Genomic DNA, 16629 nt, shown 5'->3' with positions numbered 1-16629 from the left:
TCCTTTCTTATCATTTTATCTCGGAAAATGACAAAAGAGGGCTAATCGCGCAATATAGAAGACAATTGTCATAATAAAGGGAGCAGACATTAAAGCTGGATCACGACCCAGAAAACGGAATAAGAAGGGTAAACCTGAGCCAGCAACGGTAGATAAAATAGAAATTGCAAATAAGCTGAGTCCTACCGTCATAGCCACTTGTAAGTCATTCTGTAACCAAAAAGCCCAAACGGTAGCGACTACGCCTAACATCAATCCCAGTAAAGCTCCAGCCAAAGCCTCTCGAAGAATTACTTTAACTGCCCCTATAGAGCGAATTTCATCAGTGCTAAATCCTCGAATCACCACAGTCGAAGATTGCGCTCCAACATTTCCTCCTGTATCAGCCAGAAGAGGGATAAAGGATTATCATTTTTATTACCTATTATGTTTTCTTTCACTTAAATCAACAATATTTAGTTGCTCATATATTTCAAATGGCTGATGAATCCAAGGATTTTCGGGTAAATAATGAACATAATAATCAGGAATAATTACAGAACATTGTTTCCGCCATAAAACAGCAGTTCTTATTTCGTTAATTTCGCCTTTATTATGTTGTTTTAACCACTCTAAAGTTGCTTTTAAGCTATTTCCAGAATCAACTAAATCATCAACCAGTAAAACTTTATCACCTAATTGGGGAGTGGTCATTGAAAGGTATTGAGATAGTTTAATTTCTCCTCGAACTTGGTTATTTTTACCCCCATAAGAAGTTGCTGAAATAATTGCCAAAGGTTTTTCAAAGATTCGAGAAAGAATATCTCCCACTCGTAATCCCCCCTTAGCAATACAAACAATTTGATTAAATTCCCAACCAGATTGATAAATTTTGATGGCAAGTTCTTCAATGGCTTGATAGTATTCTGACCAAGAAATATAGAGATCGAACATTGATACTAAGTGTTTTAAATAATGAATTGACAGTTGTTAGGAATCACGCAAATATTGGGCCAGCTCTTCATGTTCATAGGCTTTTGTATAATTCTCGTTTAAATGATCTTCTAAAATTGATGGTAATTGCCCAAAGCGTCCCATAAGAATTTGTTTGGGTTGATAATTTTCAACTACTGCTTGCAACTCATTCTCTGTGATATTTTCTGATTCTAAACGCTTGCGAGAAAATACAGCAATTTCAGGAGGAACCTGTAAGTTAGCATAGAAGGAATAGATCGGAAAGTCAGTAAATAACCATTCCGTTTCCTCTTGATAAGCGAGAACTTGCTCTAGCATTTCAAAGTCACGTTGAGATTGCTGAACAAATCTGTGATAATAATCGTTGAGAATATTGGCGCGGATCGGAATTCCCACAATCGGGAAGAAGACCAGAACAAGCGCGAAAGCAAGGATGCCCTGTGAAAACCAGCTTCGTTCTCGCCAAGGCGTTTTGCGGAAGTGAACAATAACGGTTTTAGCAGCTTCGGCCATGATAAATGCCATAGGAATAGTGAGAAGAAGGTAATGATGATACCAGACAGGGTGATGATTCAACAGTAAAATTAGAGCCGTTACCCACCAAAGAGAGGGGAGATAAAGTCCGCGATCGCGCCACAAAGAGATTCCTAACCCAATCAATAAAAGTCCTAAATACTCATAATCCCAACTCAAGAACACTAAAACCTGTCCCCGATGTTCTGATAGTTCTTCCCGTAATTCCGAATTAAAGTGAGCGCCTATAATTTGTTCTAGGGTTGGCGAGGGAAGCAGCAACCAAGTTAGGAATAAAACCACCGCAAAGGAGAGTAATGTGATTAAAACGGCTTGCCAGCGTTGGGTAAGCGTGAGTTTTCTCCCCTTATAAGAGGGAAACTGCAATTGGGGTAGAAAAATGGGCAGCACGAAAAGGGGCAATAAAAACGCAGTAAAGGCTTTCGTTTGCAAAGATAGGGCAAAACTCGCCCCTGCAACTAATAAGTAAGCCCAATGCCCTCCCTGTAGGTAGTGATTAATGAAAAAGAGAGAGAGAAGGGCTAGCGCGATCGCGGGTAAACCAATCATCACTGAGACACTAAGTTGCAGAAAATTAGAAGATAATGTTAACCAGACAACTGCCAGTAAAGCTGGAATTGTACCTGCGCTATGGCGAACTAACTGTCCCACCGTCCAAATTAACACCGTTGCCCAAACCAAAGTGAGCAATCGAGCGGCGATAATGGAATGTCCAAAGACTTGTAACCATCCTGCTAAAACCACAGTAGAGAGAGGCGGTTGATCATTCCAGACCTCGCTGTAGAGTTGAAATCCCTCTTGATAGAGCATTGCTTTGGCTAATTGGATCCCTTCATCAGTATCATATTGAAATACTGCTTCTAGGGGCATGAAAAGAATGACAAAGCTAATAAATATTAAGGGGAGATAGATATTAAAGATCAAGGCGGGGGTGAGCAGTTTTTGCGGCGATCGCGCCAAATCATAAGACATAGCTGAAACTTTTTGATATTGCGTTTTTGAGTTCTTCAGAAGTAGGGTTAACTAAGTTAAATTAGGTCAGAGATTACACCTTCTGTCACAGAAAAGGCAGGTTAAGGATTCAGCTTACTATTTTCAGGAGACAAAAAATAAATCATGGAGAAACTTAGTCAATTAAAAACGCTATTTCAAGAAATGGAGAAAGCCTTGATTGCCTATTCTGGGGGCATTGATAGCACGCTCATAGCAAAAGTTGCCTATGATGTTTTAGGAGATAAGGCGTTAGCTGTTACTGCGGTTTCTCCTTCTCTGCTTCCTGAAGAATTAGACGAAGCCCAAGAACAAGCGAAGACAATCGGCATTCCCCATGAACTGATTTCTACCCATGAAATGGATAATCCCAACTATACCTCAAATCCTGTTAATCGTTGCTACTTTTGTAAAAGTGAATTGCACGATACTCTCAAACCGCTCGCGATAGCAAAAGGATATCCTTATGTGGTGGATGGAGTCAATGCTGATGATTTACAAGATTATCGTCCTGGCATTCAAGCGGCAAAAGAACGGGGAGCGCGATCGCTGTTAGCTGAAGTAGGAATTACCAAGGCAGAAGTTAGAGAAATCTCCCAACAACTCCATCTGCCTTGGTGGGATAAGCCATCTCAACCCTGTTTAAGTTCCCGTTTTCCCTATGGAGAAGAAATTACAGTGGCAAAATTACAACGGGTGGGGAGAGCCGAAGTTTATCTCCGCCAGTTGGGATGGACAAATATCCGTGTGCGATCACAAGGTGAGACAGCTCGCATTGAAGTTTCTCCCCACCAGATTAAACACTTTGTTAACGAAATTAATTTAGAGGTGTTAACAGAGAAGTTTCAGGAGTTAGGATTTTTGTTTGTCACCCTTGATTTAGAAGGCTACAAAAGTGGCAAACTCAATCGAGGGATTTAGGATGATGATTCTTCCTCGTCTAATTCCAAACCAAACACCTGCGCGATCGCTTTTTCCACTTTATAACCAGAATCAACTGATTCTAAGGGATCTTTCCGTAGGCGATGACGGAGACATAAGGGCATCACTCGACGAATATCTTCCACATTAACTTCTGTGCGCTCTTCTAACGCAGCTAGAGCTTTCGCTGCCCGATTGGTAACAATATCCCCTCGCAAGCCATCTACATCTAATTCACCGCAAACTTGAGAGACTTTAACTCGCAAATCATAGTCCATTTGCACTTGTGATAATAGTTCTTGAGCTTTAACAATGGTTTGCTGGAGTTTCGTTTGTTCTTCTTCGTATTGCTGACTAAACTCTTGCGGGGTTTGATCAAACTGCGATCGCTGTTCAACGATTTTAACTCGCAATTCAGGATCGCGCACTGTTCGCACTTCGACATTCATCCCAAAGCGGTCTAATAATTGTGGACGGAGTTCCCCTTCTTCAGGGTTTCCTGAACCGACTAAAACAAAACGCGCGGGGTGACGAATGGAAATTCCTTCCCGTTCTACTGTATTCCAGCCACTGGCAGCGGAGTCTAATAAAACATCCACAAGGTGATCATCGAGTAAGTTCACCTCATCCACATACAGTAACCCCCGATTAGCTTTGGCTAATAACCCGGGTTCAAAGGCTTTAATCCCTTCTGCAAGGGCTTTTTCAATGTCAATCGTCCCACAAACGCGGTCTTCGGTTGCTCCTAAGGGCAGGTCAATCATGGGAACTTTATGCTTAACGGTATTGAGAGGCATTTCCTGTTCCCATTTTTGCCGCACTTCTTCACTCATTAAATCGGGATCATCGGGATGGCTATTGAAAGGATCCCCTTCTACTACGTCAATTTCGGGGAGAAGATCGGCTAAAGCCCGAATAGTGGTGGATTTTCCTGTGCCGCGATCGCCCATAATCATCACGCCACCAATTTTCGGATCAATGACATTGAGCAATAATGCCAATTTCATATCGTCTTGACCAATAATTGCGGTAAAAGGGAAGACCACGCGACGACGATTTTTTTGAGTGAGAGGAGGCGTTTCGGCAGTAACAGTCATATTTAATGTTTATTCTAAATTTTTATTAACCACTAACCTTCTACTTTAACTTAATCTTTGCTGGCTCTGGAGAGGAAATCATTAATTCAGAGCTTTTTTCGCTTCTTCGGCAACTTGTTCGGCTTCATCGTTGCTTAACTGTTGTAAAAGGGCTTGGGCTTGTTCGCCACCGAGACGACTAAAGGCTTGTACTAAGCGCGATCGGACTTGCCAGTCTGGATCATTAATAAACGGTTTCAGGGCTTCTACCGCTTGCGGTTCTCCTAATTCTCCTAATGAGCCAATGGCAACAGTTTTCACTAAATTATTCTCAGAATTGAGGGCTTCAATTAAGACATCATAAGCCTTAGGGTCGCCCATTTCCCCTAAACAAGCAATAATACTAAATTCAACTAACCATTCTTCAGTTTGGCGATAGAGTTGAATTAGATCATCGAGGGTTTCAGTTAGTTTTAACCCTCCAAGGGCATCTGCTGCCGCCGCTTGTACATCTGCTTCTGGCTCATTGTGCAATCGATCGCGCAGTAACGCCAAGGATTTTTCCCGATTCACTTCGCCCAAACTACTCAATTGACTAACCGCCGCATAGCGCACTCTCACATTGGTATCATTAACTAGGGGTTCAATGAGGGGAAAAGCGTCTTTGGGGTCTAATTGGCGCAATTGGTTAATCCCAGTAAGGCGATCACCATAATCCTCTGAGTTTAAAAGGGTTGCTACTGAATCAGGGGTAATATCCATAAGCGTTGCTCAACAGGGGTGAAATATTTATTGTTACCTGCTACTAAGTAGGGAGGGATCAAGAAGCAGTTAAGGTTAGAGTAATGAATTTTTTAGGAACAATCAATTCATCATTATTAATTCTTAATGCTTCCTTTTTCCCTGTCTCAGTAATCACTGAAATTAGAATTGATAGCGAGGTCCTAACCCAACTGTAGGCGCATAAACGGCGCGATCGCCGAGTTCTTGTTCAATTCGCAATAACTGATTGTACTTGGCAATTCGTTCACTACGAGAGAGAGAACCAGTCTTAATTTGCCCAGCACGAGTGGCAACGGCTAAATCCGCGATCGTTGTATCTTCCGTTTCGCCAGAACGATGGCTAATCATGCAACCATAGCGATTGCGATGAGCGAGATCAATGGTTTCTAAGGTTTCCGTTAAGGTTCCAATTTGGTTCAGTTTAATTAAAATGGCATTCCCAGAATTGGTTTCAATTCCTTTTTGTAAGCGTGTGGGATTCGTAACAAACAAATCATCGCCTACTAACTGCTTATGTTCGCCAATTTTCTCAGTTAAGCCTCGCCAGTTGTCCCAGTCTTCCTCTTGTAACCCATCTTCAATGGAGAGAATGGGATAATCTCGGGCTAAATCGGTAAGATCATTAATTAATTCTTGAGAAGAGTGTGATTTCTCCTCATAAACATACGAGCCATTTTGATAAAACTCATTAGCCGCCACATCTAGGGCTAAGGCAACTTGTTCTCCGGGGAGATATCCTGCTTTTTCAATGGCAAGCATGAGAATATCTAACGCTGCCTGATTGGATTCTAGATTGGGGGCAAATCCTCCCTCATCACCAACGCCCGTTAATAACCCTTGAGCGTCTAAAACTTTACTCAGCGCACTAAAAATTTCTGCTCCCCAACGCAGCGCCTCACTAAACGTAGGTGCGCCAATAGGAACAATCATAAATTCTTGGAAGTCAACATTATTAGAAGCGTGTTCACCCCCGTTAATGACATTCATAAAGGGAACAGGTAAAACATTTGCCGTGGGCCCCCCTAAGTAGCGATAGAGAGGTAACATGAGATGATCCGCAGCCGCTTTAGCGGTGGCAAGGGAGACAGCAAGAATGGCATTAGCCCCAAGGTTCGATTTATTATCAGAGCCATCTTCCTCTCTCATGGTTTTGTCAATCAACATTTGATCCAAGGCATCAAAGTCAATTAAAGCTGGAACTAATGTCTCATGGATATTTTCTACCGCTTTTAAGACTCCTTTTCCCCCATAGCGAGTGTCTCCATCTCGCAGTTCATGGGCTTCAAATGTTCCTGTGGAAGCTCCACTGGGCACTTGTGCTAGCCCCATTGCCCCACTCGCTAGTTGTACCTGTGCCTCGACAGTTGGTCTGCCTCGGGAATCAAGAATTTCTCGCGCTTGAATCGCTTCAATTGCACTTTCAGGATTATACATTTAGTTTTGCTCTCCTTAACCCATCAGATTTTAAGATATCTTTAATAATAACGAGTGACTATCTGATCACGTTTACTGTTAGTAGCTATGAAACAGCCAATTTTTCATCTTGCCATTCCCATTAAAAACATCACCGATGCTAAAGCCTTTTATGTGAATGGACTCGGTTGTGAGGTAGGACGAGAAACTGAGCAAGCAGTTATTCTCAACTTCTATGGTCATCAAGTGGTAGCTCATGTTACCAACGAAGAATTAATTCCTCAAAAAGGAATTTATCCCCGTCACTTTGGGATGATTTTTCCCACCCAAAAAGAATGGGAAACAATTTGGCAACGAGCCACTAGCAAACAACTGCAATTTTACCAAAATGCAAAACATCGTTTCCCAGGGGAACTAACTGAACATCGTACCTTCTTTTTACAAGACCCCTTTTATAATCTTCTAGAATTTAAGCATTATTCTTATCCCGAAGCAATTTTTGGCGGACAAGAATTAACGGCGGTAGGAGATCGGACACATTAACTGTATTGAGGAGAGAAAGACGGTGAATTTAGGAGTATCATTTTCTACTAAACTTTATTTAGGACTGGCTTTAGCGAGTTTCATGCCAACGATAATGGTTTCTGCGATCGCGCCATCAGTACAGGCTCAAGAAACAGAAACGATTATCCACGTTAACCCTGACAGTGGTAACGATGACAGTGCCGATGGTAGCAAAGAACAGCCTTATCAAACTTTAACAGAAGCTCTTGCCGCCGCCCAAAGAAATGCGGTAATTAAACTTGCCCCAGGAACCTATAGTGAGGAAACAGGAGAACAATTTCCCATAGTAGTGAGAAGAAATGTAGAAATTCGTGGGACTCCTAACAATCAGGGAAATGATGTCCAAATTAAAGGGGGTGGCTTATTTCGCAGCCCGACAGGAGCCGGTCAACAGGTTGGGATTGCCCTATTAGCAGATGCCACGTTGACTGGAGTTAGTGTAACGAATCAGCGCGATCGCGGTCATGGTGTTTGGGTAGAAGGAGCAAGTCCCACTGTCACTCATAGTAGCTTCCGTGGCAATGATAGCACTGGTCTTTCTGTCAATGGCTTTGGTAAACCCAGAATTAGTGACAACTACTTTAATCAGAATGCTGGTAATGGCATAGTGATTTATGGGCGTAGTGAACCCATTATCGAAAATAACACCTTTGACAGCACTGGTTTTGGCATTAGCATGACCCAGCACACAAAACCACAACTCCTCGATAACGAAATCAAAAATAATCGTATTGGAATTGTCATCGAAGGAAACGCCCAACCCATTCTCAGAAATAACACTATTACCCTCTCTCGCCAACAAGGATTAGTGGCTATTAGCAATTCTCGTCCCGACTTAGGAACAGATCAAGAACCCGGAGGCAACGTGTTTCGCCAAAATGGTCAAGGGGCGATTAAAAATAGTGCTAAAAACTTTGTTATTCCAGCCCATGGCAATGAAATTGCTGGCAGCACAGAAGGGGAAATTGATCTCACAGGAACAGTTGCCAACCCCATGCCAGAAGAACCCTCTCCTCCACGTTTGCAAATCACTAGACAACAGCGAAGTCCTCGTCCTACCCCCTCTTCTAGCACAGAACAAATTTGGACAGCTCCCACTCCTGAGTCTTCCTCGTCTTTATCTACTGATCGAAATAATCCCCCTTTACGCCTTGATGGGGATATTCCCACCCCAGTGAGTTCCTCGGAACTACTTCCCCCTCAAGATAATGGTTCTAGTGGTAATGCTGTGAGAGGAGAGATTCAATTAACGGCTCCCCCCAATCGTTCCACTGAAAATAATAGAACGAGCAATAATTCTCCTAATAACTCTCCAGCTTCTAGTAGCTCTCAAGATAATAATAATACTCCTAGTCAGCCTCCAGCGTCTCGTGATTCTCAACCTAGCAATGGAGGAAGAGCGAGCCTTGATGATATCCTTTCCTTACATTCCAACTCATCTCAAGAAAGGGCTAATACTTCGAGGAATAATAATCCTCCTCCCCAGCGCAATTCCAACTCCTTACCCGTTCCTAGCGGTAATATTCCCAGTGGGGATCAATTTCGCCCCGGAACTTCTCCCGAAGAGCGCGCCGCCATTGTGGGAGGAGAATATCGTGTAATTGTCGAAATTAGCACAAACAGCGATCAAGATAAAGTAAAAGAGATTGTTCCTGATGCTTTTAGAAGTCGCTATGAAGGACGTTCTGTTATGCAAGTGGGTATTTTCCAAAGTCAGGAAAACGCTGAAGAAATAGGGCAAAAGCTACGCGAAGAAGGGCTACAAGTACGGGTAATTCCGATGAATAATAACTAACCGTGACAAAATCATGAGGAGAGGAGAAAATAGGAAACAAACTGTAAGCTAGGTGTAAAGAACCGTGAAAGCAATTACCGTCATTGGATCAACAGGTTCAATCGGAACCCAAACCTTAGAAATTGCCACCCAATACCCAGACGAATTTAGGATTGTGGGATTAGCAGCTGGGCGTAACATTGAGTTATTAGCGCGACAGGTAGCGGAATTTCGCCCCGAAATTGTGGCTACTTGCTATGAAGATAATTTACCCGAATTAAAAACTGCTTTAGAAAATCTCGATTATTCTCCAATTATTCTTGCTGGGGAAGAGGGAGTGGCTGAAGTCGCCAGATACGGTGATGCGGAAAGTGTAGTTACAGGAATTGTCGGTTGTGCTGGCTTGCTTCCCACGATTGCCGCTATAAAAGCGGGAAAAAATATTGCCTTAGCCAATAAAGAAACCCTCATCGCTGGTGCGCCTGTGGTATTGCCCTTAGTGGAAAAATATGGCGTGAAATTACTTCCTGCTGACTCCGAGCATTCCGCAATTTTCCAATGTTTACAAGGTGTTCCTGAAAAGGGATTACGTCGTATTCTCTTAACTGCATCTGGTGGGGCTTTTCGTGATTTACCTGTAGAACAGTTACCTGAAGTTACCGTTGCAGATGCCCTCAAACATCCTAATTGGTCAATGGGTCAAAAAATTACCATTGATTCAGCAACCCTCATGAATAAAGGCTTAGAAGTGATTGAAGCTCATTATCTGTTTGGGGTTGATTATGACCAAATTGATATTGTCATCCATCCTCAGAGTATTATTCACTCTCTCATTGAGTTACAAGATACCTCAGTGTTAGCCCAGTTAGGCTGGGCAGATATGCGTTTACCCCTACTCTATGCCCTATCCTACCCTGATCGCCTTTATACTGACTGGGAACCCTTAGACTTAGTGAAAGCAGGGAGTTTAACCTTCAAAGAACCTGATCACGAAAAATATCCCTGTATGCAACTCGCTTATGCTGTGGGAAGAGAAGGTGGCTTAATGCCCGCCGTTTTAAATGCTGCCAATGAACAAGCAGTTGCTCTATTTTTAGAAGAGAAAGTGGGCTTTTTAGATATTCCTCGTCTAATTGAAACTGTCTGCGATCGCGCTTCTAGTTATAATACTCCTAATCCCACTCTTGAACAGATTTTAGAAGTGAATCAAACCGCAAGACAAGAAGTTTTAACCGCGGCGAAATCATTAAAAACAGCGACAGCCTGACATATAGTGTTTCTTAGTCTGTATTCTTCATTAGTCATTAGTCATTGGTTTACAAATAACAAAGGACAAATATAGGTGAATGGATCATTCAAAAGATTACAAATTCATAGATTTATTTGCAGGAATAGGAGGATTTAGAATTGCCCTTGAACAGTTAGGATGTGAATGTGTTTTTTCTTCTGAATGGGATAAATTTTGTCAGCAAACATATCTCGCTAACTTTAACGAAATCCCCCAGGGAGATATTACCGAAATTGCAGAAAACGATATCCCAGATCATGATCTTTTAGTGGGCGGTTTCCCTTGTCAGCCCTTTAGTATTGCAGGAGTGAGTAAAAATAACTCCCTAAACATTAAACATGGCTTTCAACATACCGCGCAAGGCAATCTTTTCTTTCATATTGTCAGAATTCTCAAAGAGAAGCAACCACGAGCATTTATTCTAGAAAACGTCAAAAATCTATTAAGTCATAATAAAAAGCAAACTTTTGAGATTATTAAAAATACATTATCAAATGAATTAAATTACCAAATTTACTATCAAGTTATTAATGCTTCTTACGTTGTTCCACAAAATAGACAAAGAGTTTTTATTGTGGGATTTAAACTACCATTAGAGTTTCAATTTCCTGATTTTAAAGATCAAAAACCGAAAATCAAGGATATTCTAGAACCAAATGTTCCAGATAAATATACTCTAAGCGATAAATTATGGCTATACTTAAAAAACTATGCGAAAAAGCATCAATCTAAAGGAAACGGTTTTGGCTATGGTCTTGTCAACTTGGAAGGAATTACTCGTACATTAAGTGCTAGATATTATAAAGATGGTTCTGAAATTTTAGTTCCTCAAGATCAGAAAAATCCTCGGCGACTAACACCAAAAGAATGTTCTAGATTAATGGGATTTCCAGAAGATTTTAAAATCCCTGTTTCTGATAACCAAGCCTATAAGCAATTTGGCAATGCAGTTGTTCCGCCTGTTGTTAAAGATATCGCCATAGAAGTTATCAAGAGTATTGAATCTACTCGTAAAATCAAAGTTCCTAATTCTTCGATTCAATTAAGTTAATTTTAGCCAATCCCTTATCAATTAGATACATTATAAGAAGATATAGTAAAGCGATTTTTTCAAATAAAAATTTCAAGCCCCTACTCAAACGAATTAAAAACAAGGTAATAGCGTGAAATATCCCCCTCTCTCGGGTTGGTCACTTGATGACCGTGACCCAGAAACGATAAAAAACTGGTTAAAACAAGCTCAGTGGTTTCATGATCACTACTTCCAAGCCGAAAGTGAGGGCTGGGAGAATCTTTCCGCTAATGAAGCAGCTTTAGTTGTCGGTTCACACAACGGTGGGTTAGCTACCCCTGACATGATGATGACCCTTTATGAGTGGTTTTGTCGGTTTGGGACAGAAAAACCAGCTTATGGACTAATGCACCCTCATGTGTGGAAGGCTTATACGCCCTTAGCACAAATTGCAAGTAAACTAGGAGCAATTCAAGCTGATCCACGGATAGCAATTCCTGCTCTGCGACGGCAGGCTCATGTATTAGTTTATCCTGGTGGGGGAAAAGAGGTATTTCGCCCCTACTGGGAACGAGATCAAGTTAAATTTTATGGGCGGAAAGGGTTTATTAAACTTGCTTTGCGAGAGAATGTTCCTATTGTCCCCCTAGTGTCTTGGGGAGCCCATGAAACTTTAATTGTTCTCGCTGATATTTATGAACCGATGAAAGCCTTTCTTGAAACATTTAATCTTCCGTGGTTATTTAATCTTGATCCAGAGGTCTTTCCCATTTATTTAGGACTTCCTTGGGGAATTGCCATTGGTCCTCTAATTAATTTCCCTCTACCCGCAAAAATTCATTTACGAATTGGCGAACCGATTATTTTTGAGCATTATGGAAGAAAAGCAGCTCAAGATTTGGCTTATGTTGATCATTGTTACCAGTTAGTTTTAAATCAAATGCAATCTCAACTAGATCAACTAATAGCAGAGGTCAAATGAAATGGAGCAATTTTTAGTATAGATCAGTTGGGGAAACAAGGTAATCAATCACGAATAAGAAATCACAAATTATGGAAACTGAATATCCAACTTTTTTAGTCGCCCTTGATGAATCTCCTCTTAGTGATAAAGTTTTTGAGCAAGCACTCAAAATAGCAAGTGAAAACAGAGGAAGTTTACGCATCTTGCATTGTATTGAGGTCAAAACGTGGCAAAATTTAAGCTCAATGATTGATGCGGGAACAGGGTTAAGTAGTCGCCGATTAATTGAAAAAAAGCATGAATTGGCGGTGGAAAATGATTTAAATCGACTCAATGCTTGGCTACACAATTTATGTAATATTGCCAGGGTTGAAGGAGTAAATACCGATTATCAAATTTCTTTGACTGGGGCACCTGGGCCAGTGATTTGTCGAACTGCCCAAAATTTTCCAGTAAGGGCTATTATTATGGGATCAAATGGCAAACAGGCTTGGCAACAATTTTTCTTAGGGAGTGTCAGTAAGTATGTTACTGATAATGCTCCTTGTGAAACTATTGTGGTACAAAGTGGAGAAGAAGCGAATTTATATTTTCCTGCGCGGATGTCATGACTAATGTAGGCTTCAATAATAACTCGTAAGTTTCCCCGTTTCCGTACAACTCGGCAAGCGGTGGTATTATTAGAACGTTCAAACTCTAGATCAGGAATAGTTTGACCAATTTTTAGCAAGATGGGCGAGAATCCCCCATCTACATCGCCTGCGATTAGGTGGGGATGAATCGCCATCAATCGAGGGGGTTCAATATCCTCACTAAAGCTCCGGCTGAGATTGATAACTTCCTGATCTGTTCTCTTATTACTTCCTGCGTGGCTTCTTCCCTTATGTTTGCAGTAAGAGAGAAGCTGTTGATGTTCTTCTTCAGTACATCTTAAAGTCATTTTTTTCATAGTGGTGTCGAGATGGTGGCATTATGTTATAATCAATTGATCACAGAAAAGACAGATACCGCAATGCGATTTTCCTATCAGTATCGCCTAAAACCTGACAAAGAGCAAATAGCCAAGATGGAGAAATGGCTAGAATTATTAAGGTGTCAATACAACTACCTGTTAGGTCAACGCTTTGATTGGTGGGAAACTCATAGAACGGCTGTCAATTCTTGTCCTTTAATCTGTCATCTTCCAGAATTATCTGACCGTCCCACCTATTTCTCTCAAAAACAAAGTCTAACTCAGCTTAAAAAAGATAGACCTTGGTATTGCCAAATCCAGTCACAAGTCCTTCAAGACTGTGTTAAAAGAGTTGATTTGGCTTTTCAACGTTGGCTTAGGGGGGATAAGAGTGGGAAGAAATCAGGAAAACCTAGATTCAAAGGAAAAGGACGTTATCGGACTATACTTTTTCCGCAAGTTAAAGCTAATTGTGTCCAAGATAATCAGATTAATTTACCTAAATTTGGGACAGTTAAGTTCATTAAGCACCGCCCGATTCCTGATGTTTTTAAGATTAAAACAGCACAAATAACTAGGAAAGCTGATGGCTATTACTTGACACTTTCTCTCGAAGATACAAACGTCCCAGAATCAACTATAGATATAACTCCCACCTCAGAGAATACGCTAGGTATTGATATGGGCTTAAAAGATTTTTTGGTAACTTCTGAAGGTGAAAAAGTAGAAATCCCTCAGTTTTATCGAAAAGGACAAGAAAGACTCAAAAAGCTACAGCAGAAGGTATCTCGTCGTCACAAAGGAAGTAAACGCTATCAAAAAGCAGTCAAGCAACTTGGAAAACATCATCAAAAAGTTGCTAGACAGAGAAAAGATTTCCACTTTAACACTATTAAATTAATTCTTAATCAAGGAGATGTCATTGCCCATGAAAAACTCAACATTAAGGGACTTGCTAAAACTAGACTAAGCAAATCAATCTATGATGCTGGTTGGGGAAATTTTCTGAGTAGATTAGCTGTCAAAGCCGAAAATGCTGGACAGTTAACGATAGAAGTTAACCCCAAAAATACATCACAGAATTGTTCAGGTTGTGGCAAGAAAGTTCCGAAAAAGCTATCAGAAAGAATCCATAACTGTCCTCATTGTGGGTTATCAATGGATAGAGATCAAAACGCAGCTAGAAATATAAGAAATTTGGCGGTAGGGATGAACGCCAGTAGTAAAGCTCAGTTACGAACCGAAGCGCAAGCTGGTGCTGCTGAGAAGCCCCAACCACATCACGAAGTGATTGGTTGTGGGTAATTCACGTTTTTAACGCTAAGGGGGTTAACTCTGGAACGGTAGAATGAATAATTCGCGGACAATTACTCGGTGCATCTGGTTAGAGATTTAACATTACTGTTACATTTTAAATTTAAGCAAAACTTGCTCAACTCAAAAGTGGTTATGTTAACATCTTCAGTAATATTAAGTTAATTTTAGATTGAGCTAATGAGCAAGGTTTTGGTGCTAAACGCCTCTTACGAACCGCTCAACCTTACCAGCTGGCGAAGGGCGGTGGTTTTGTTGCTCAAAGGGAAAGCTGAACAGCTTGAATATAACGGAACCTTCATTTATACCAACTTTCCGTTACCCACCGTAATCCGTTTACGGTACTATGTTCGAGTCCCTTACAAAGAAATTCCTTTAACCCGTCGTAATATCTTAGAGCGAGATAGCAATCGTTGCCAATATTGCGGTTATAAGGGAGAGCAACTAACCCTTGATCATGTGATTCCTCGTTCTCGCGGTGGTGGTGATAGTTGGGAAAATATGGTGGCAGCTTGTGTCCGTTGTAATGTTAAAAAAGGGAATCGCACCCCAAAAGAAGCAGAAATGCCCCTAGCTCGTCCACCTCGCCGTCCCTACAGTAGTCTCCACTTTGAACTGGCTAGACATATTCAAGGTAATCGTAATCAAGAATGGCGCAAATATGTGATTGGCATTCCTTAAAGCCTTTCCCTTAGATAGCACTGGCTAATAGTAACATAAGTATTAGACCATCAGCAATTCGTTTGACTTCTCTTGGTCAGAATCGGATCATGTTAATTTGCGCTTGATAAGATAGCAATTAACAACAACTTGCTGGCGGTAATATGTCATCTAATTTAATTACAGAGAACAATTCTATTTATCCCCAAGGCAATGGCAATAGTTTAAGAGCAGAAAATGCTTCCGAAGCTAATCATGTTTCTTCGGCACAAGTCACTCAATCCACATCCAGTTATACCAATGATGCTGATGCCTCCCTTGATGAGGTTATAGAAGCATTCCAAAAAACCCTAGAACGTCATCGTGGAGAGAGACAGCTAGTCATTATTCAAGACTTCCCTGATCCTGATGCTCTATCTAGTGCTTGGGCTTATCAACTGATCGCACAACAATACGAAATTCAGTGTGATGTGGTCTATGCGGGGATTCTTTCCCATCAAGAAAATATTGCTCTGGTTAAGCTCACTGGATTACCTGCCAAACGATGGGGAATTCAAACCCTTAAAGAAAGAGATTTATCAGTTTATCAGGGTTGCGTTTTACTAGATACTCAAGGAACAACCAGTCAATTAATGCCTTTAGTTCGTGAGCAAAAACTGCCCATTACAATTATTATTGATCACCATAGTGATCAAGGGGATGTTGGTGCAGAGTTTATGGATGTACGAGGGCATACTAGGGCAACAGCAACGATTTTAACCCAGTACATTCAAGCGGGGCTCTTAAAATTTAATCCCAGTAATAGCAAGCACGTTAAATGTGCTACAGCTTTAATGCACGGTTTGCGATCTGATACGAATCGATTAATGCAAGCTCAAGAGGAAGATTTTTTAGCAGCCGCTTATCTGAGTCGATTTTATGATGCCCAATTACTAGATGCAGTCCTTCAGATGTCCCGCTCTAAGCGAGTCATGGATGTGATTGAGCGTTCTTTACGTAACCGCATTGTGAAAAATAATTTTTCTATTGCTGGGGTTGGGTATTTACGCTACGATGACCGCGATGCCATTCCCCAAGCGGCAGATTTTTTGGTGACAGAGGAGAATGTTCACACCGCAGTGGTTTATGGGATTGTCCACAACGAACATGAGGAGTTAGAGGTGGTGATTGGATCCCTACGAACCACGAAGTTAACCCTTGATCCGGATGAGTTTATTAAAGAGGCTTTTGGTCGCGATACCCAAGGACGATATTTTGGTGGTGGACGTTATATGGCGGGGGGATTTGAAGTTCCGTTAGGCTTTTTATACGGCTTTAATGAACATTCTGAATATGCGAAGTTAAAGTGGGAAGTGTTTGATACTCAGATTAAACAGAAGCTCTTACGGGTTGTCAATCCTGAGGATAGTGTGATTAATACGGATTAATTC

At 41.2% G+C, this 16629-nt stretch carries 15 protein-coding genes and 1 pseudogene; 10 read left to right on the top strand and 6 right to left on the bottom strand.

Annotated elements, in window-relative coordinates; all coding sequences use genetic code 11:
* Positions 1-15: 15 nt before the first annotated feature.
* The 3 genes and pseudogenes from FRE64_RS09760 to FRE64_RS09750 all read right to left on the bottom strand — a co-directional run.
* A pseudogene (locus FRE64_RS09760) lies at positions 16-405 on the bottom strand (magnesium transporter); the annotation flags it as partial.
* Positions 406-417: 12 nt separating this feature from the next.
* Positions 418-933: a phosphoribosyltransferase gene (locus FRE64_RS09755; RefSeq protein ID WP_146295893.1), complete on the bottom strand. Its 516-nt coding sequence runs from the start codon at positions 931-933 to the stop codon at positions 418-420.
* Between the two features lie 36 nt (positions 934-969).
* Positions 970-2460, bottom strand: coding sequence for an ArnT family glycosyltransferase (locus FRE64_RS09750; protein ID WP_146295892.1), 1491 nt, complete (start codon positions 2458-2460; stop codon positions 970-972).
* A gap of 144 nt (positions 2461-2604) precedes the next feature.
* Here FRE64_RS09750 and larE point away from each other — a divergent pair, with 144 nt between their 5' ends.
* Positions 2605-3399: an ATP-dependent sacrificial sulfur transferase LarE gene (larE, locus tag FRE64_RS09745; RefSeq protein ID WP_146295891.1), complete on the top strand. Its 795-nt coding sequence runs from the start codon at positions 2605-2607 to the stop codon at positions 3397-3399.
* On the opposite strand, the gene bchI is transcribed toward larE, so the two are convergent.
* The 3 genes from bchI to eno form a co-directional block, all read right to left on the bottom strand.
* Complete coding sequence (bchI, locus tag FRE64_RS09740) at positions 3396-4496, bottom strand: magnesium chelatase ATPase subunit I (protein WP_146295890.1); 1101 nt, start codon at positions 4494-4496, stop codon at positions 3396-3398. The two genes, larE and bchI, sit on opposite strands and share 4 nt — an antisense overlap.
* Positions 4497-4577: 81 nt before the next feature.
* Complete coding sequence (nblB, locus tag FRE64_RS09735; RefSeq protein WP_146295889.1) at positions 4578-5237, bottom strand: phycobilisome degradation protein NblB; 660 nt, start codon at positions 5235-5237, stop codon at positions 4578-4580.
* Between the two features lie 162 nt (positions 5238-5399).
* Complete coding sequence (gene eno, locus FRE64_RS09730) at positions 5400-6692, bottom strand: phosphopyruvate hydratase (protein ID WP_146295888.1); 1293 nt, start codon at positions 6690-6692, stop codon at positions 5400-5402.
* Between the two features lie 87 nt (positions 6693-6779).
* On the opposite strand from eno, the gene FRE64_RS09725 reads away from it, so the two are divergent.
* The 9 genes from FRE64_RS09725 to FRE64_RS09685 all read left to right on the top strand — a co-directional run bounded on the left by FRE64_RS09725 (position 6780) and on the right by FRE64_RS09685 (position 16626).
* On the top strand, positions 6780-7214 hold the full coding sequence (locus tag FRE64_RS09725) for a VOC family protein (protein ID WP_146295887.1): 435 nt from the start codon (positions 6780-6782) through the stop codon (positions 7212-7214).
* Between the two features lie 22 nt (positions 7215-7236).
* The gene (locus FRE64_RS09720) at positions 7237-9030 is read left to right on the top strand and encodes a DUF1565 domain-containing protein (protein WP_222597805.1); all 1794 of its coding nucleotides are present in this window, start codon (positions 7237-7239) and stop codon (positions 9028-9030) included.
* A 64-nt stretch (positions 9031-9094) separates the two neighbouring features.
* On the top strand, positions 9095-10276 hold the full coding sequence (dxr, locus tag FRE64_RS09715; protein ID WP_146295885.1) for a 1-deoxy-D-xylulose-5-phosphate reductoisomerase: 1182 nt from the start codon (positions 9095-9097) through the stop codon (positions 10274-10276).
* Between the two features lie 79 nt (positions 10277-10355).
* Positions 10356-11348 carry a DNA (cytosine-5-)-methyltransferase gene (dcm, locus tag FRE64_RS09710; protein WP_146295884.1) on the top strand — a complete coding sequence of 331 codons (993 nt, stop codon included), beginning with the start codon at positions 10356-10358 and terminating at the stop codon, positions 11346-11348.
* Positions 11349-11460: 112 nt separating this feature from the next.
* Positions 11461-12291 (top strand): lysophospholipid acyltransferase family protein, encoded by an 831-nt coding sequence (locus FRE64_RS09705; protein WP_146295883.1) that lies wholly within the window; start codon positions 11461-11463, stop codon positions 12289-12291.
* A 71-nt stretch (positions 12292-12362) separates the two neighbouring features.
* Positions 12363-12884 carry a universal stress protein gene (locus FRE64_RS09700; RefSeq protein ID WP_146295882.1) on the top strand — a complete coding sequence of 174 codons (522 nt, stop codon included), beginning with the start codon at positions 12363-12365 and terminating at the stop codon, positions 12882-12884.
* A gap of 401 nt (positions 12885-13285) precedes the next feature.
* On the top strand, positions 13286-14530 hold the full coding sequence (locus tag FRE64_RS09695) for an RNA-guided endonuclease InsQ/TnpB family protein (RefSeq protein ID WP_146297330.1): 1245 nt from the start codon (positions 13286-13288) through the stop codon (positions 14528-14530).
* Positions 14531-14719: 189 nt separating this feature from the next.
* Positions 14720-15220, top strand: coding sequence for an HNH endonuclease (locus FRE64_RS09690; RefSeq protein WP_146295881.1), 501 nt, complete (start codon positions 14720-14722; stop codon positions 15218-15220).
* Positions 15221-15363: 143 nt separating this feature from the next.
* Entirely contained in the window at positions 15364-16626 is a 1263-nt protein-coding gene (locus tag FRE64_RS09685; RefSeq protein WP_146295880.1) for a DHH family phosphoesterase, read from the top strand.
* Positions 16627-16629: the final 3 nt, after the last annotated feature.

It is taken from the genome of Euhalothece natronophila Z-M001, from assembly GCF_007904085.1.
GTDB classification, from domain to species: Bacteria; Cyanobacteriota; Cyanobacteriia; order Cyanobacteriales; family Rubidibacteraceae; genus Halothece; species Halothece natronophila.
The sequence above is the reverse complement of the archived record's forward strand: the minus strand, read 5'-3'. Positions and strand labels throughout refer to the sequence as shown.

Coding starts and splice junctions, on each gene's coding strand:
- FRE64_RS09755 (WP_146295893.1), bottom strand. CDS start 933: ATGTTCGATCTCTATATTTCTTGGTCAGAATACTATCAAGCCATTGAA.
- FRE64_RS09750 (WP_146295892.1), bottom strand. CDS start 2,460: ATGTCTTATGATTTGGCGCGATCGCCGCAAAAACTGCTCACCCCCGCC.
- larE (WP_146295891.1), top strand. CDS start 2,605: ATGGAGAAACTTAGTCAATTAAAAACGCTATTTCAAGAAATGGAGAAA.
- bchI (WP_146295890.1), bottom strand. CDS start 4,496: ATGACTGTTACTGCCGAAACGCCTCCTCTCACTCAAAAAAATCGTCGT.
- nblB (WP_146295889.1), bottom strand. CDS start 5,237: ATGGATATTACCCCTGATTCAGTAGCAACCCTTTTAAACTCAGAGGAT.
- eno (WP_146295888.1), bottom strand. CDS start 6,692: ATGTATAATCCTGAAAGTGCAATTGAAGCGATTCAAGCGCGAGAAATT.
- FRE64_RS09725 (WP_146295887.1), top strand. CDS start 6,780: ATGAAACAGCCAATTTTTCATCTTGCCATTCCCATTAAAAACATCACC.
- dcm (WP_146295884.1), top strand. CDS start 10,356: ATGGATCATTCAAAAGATTACAAATTCATAGATTTATTTGCAGGAATA.
- FRE64_RS09700 (WP_146295882.1), top strand. CDS start 12,363: ATGGAAACTGAATATCCAACTTTTTTAGTCGCCCTTGATGAATCTCCT.
- FRE64_RS09695 (WP_146297330.1), top strand. CDS start 13,286: ATGCGATTTTCCTATCAGTATCGCCTAAAACCTGACAAAGAGCAAATA.
- FRE64_RS09690 (WP_146295881.1), top strand. CDS start 14,720: ATGAGCAAGGTTTTGGTGCTAAACGCCTCTTACGAACCGCTCAACCTT.
- FRE64_RS09685 (WP_146295880.1), top strand. CDS start 15,364: ATGTCATCTAATTTAATTACAGAGAACAATTCTATTTATCCCCAAGGC.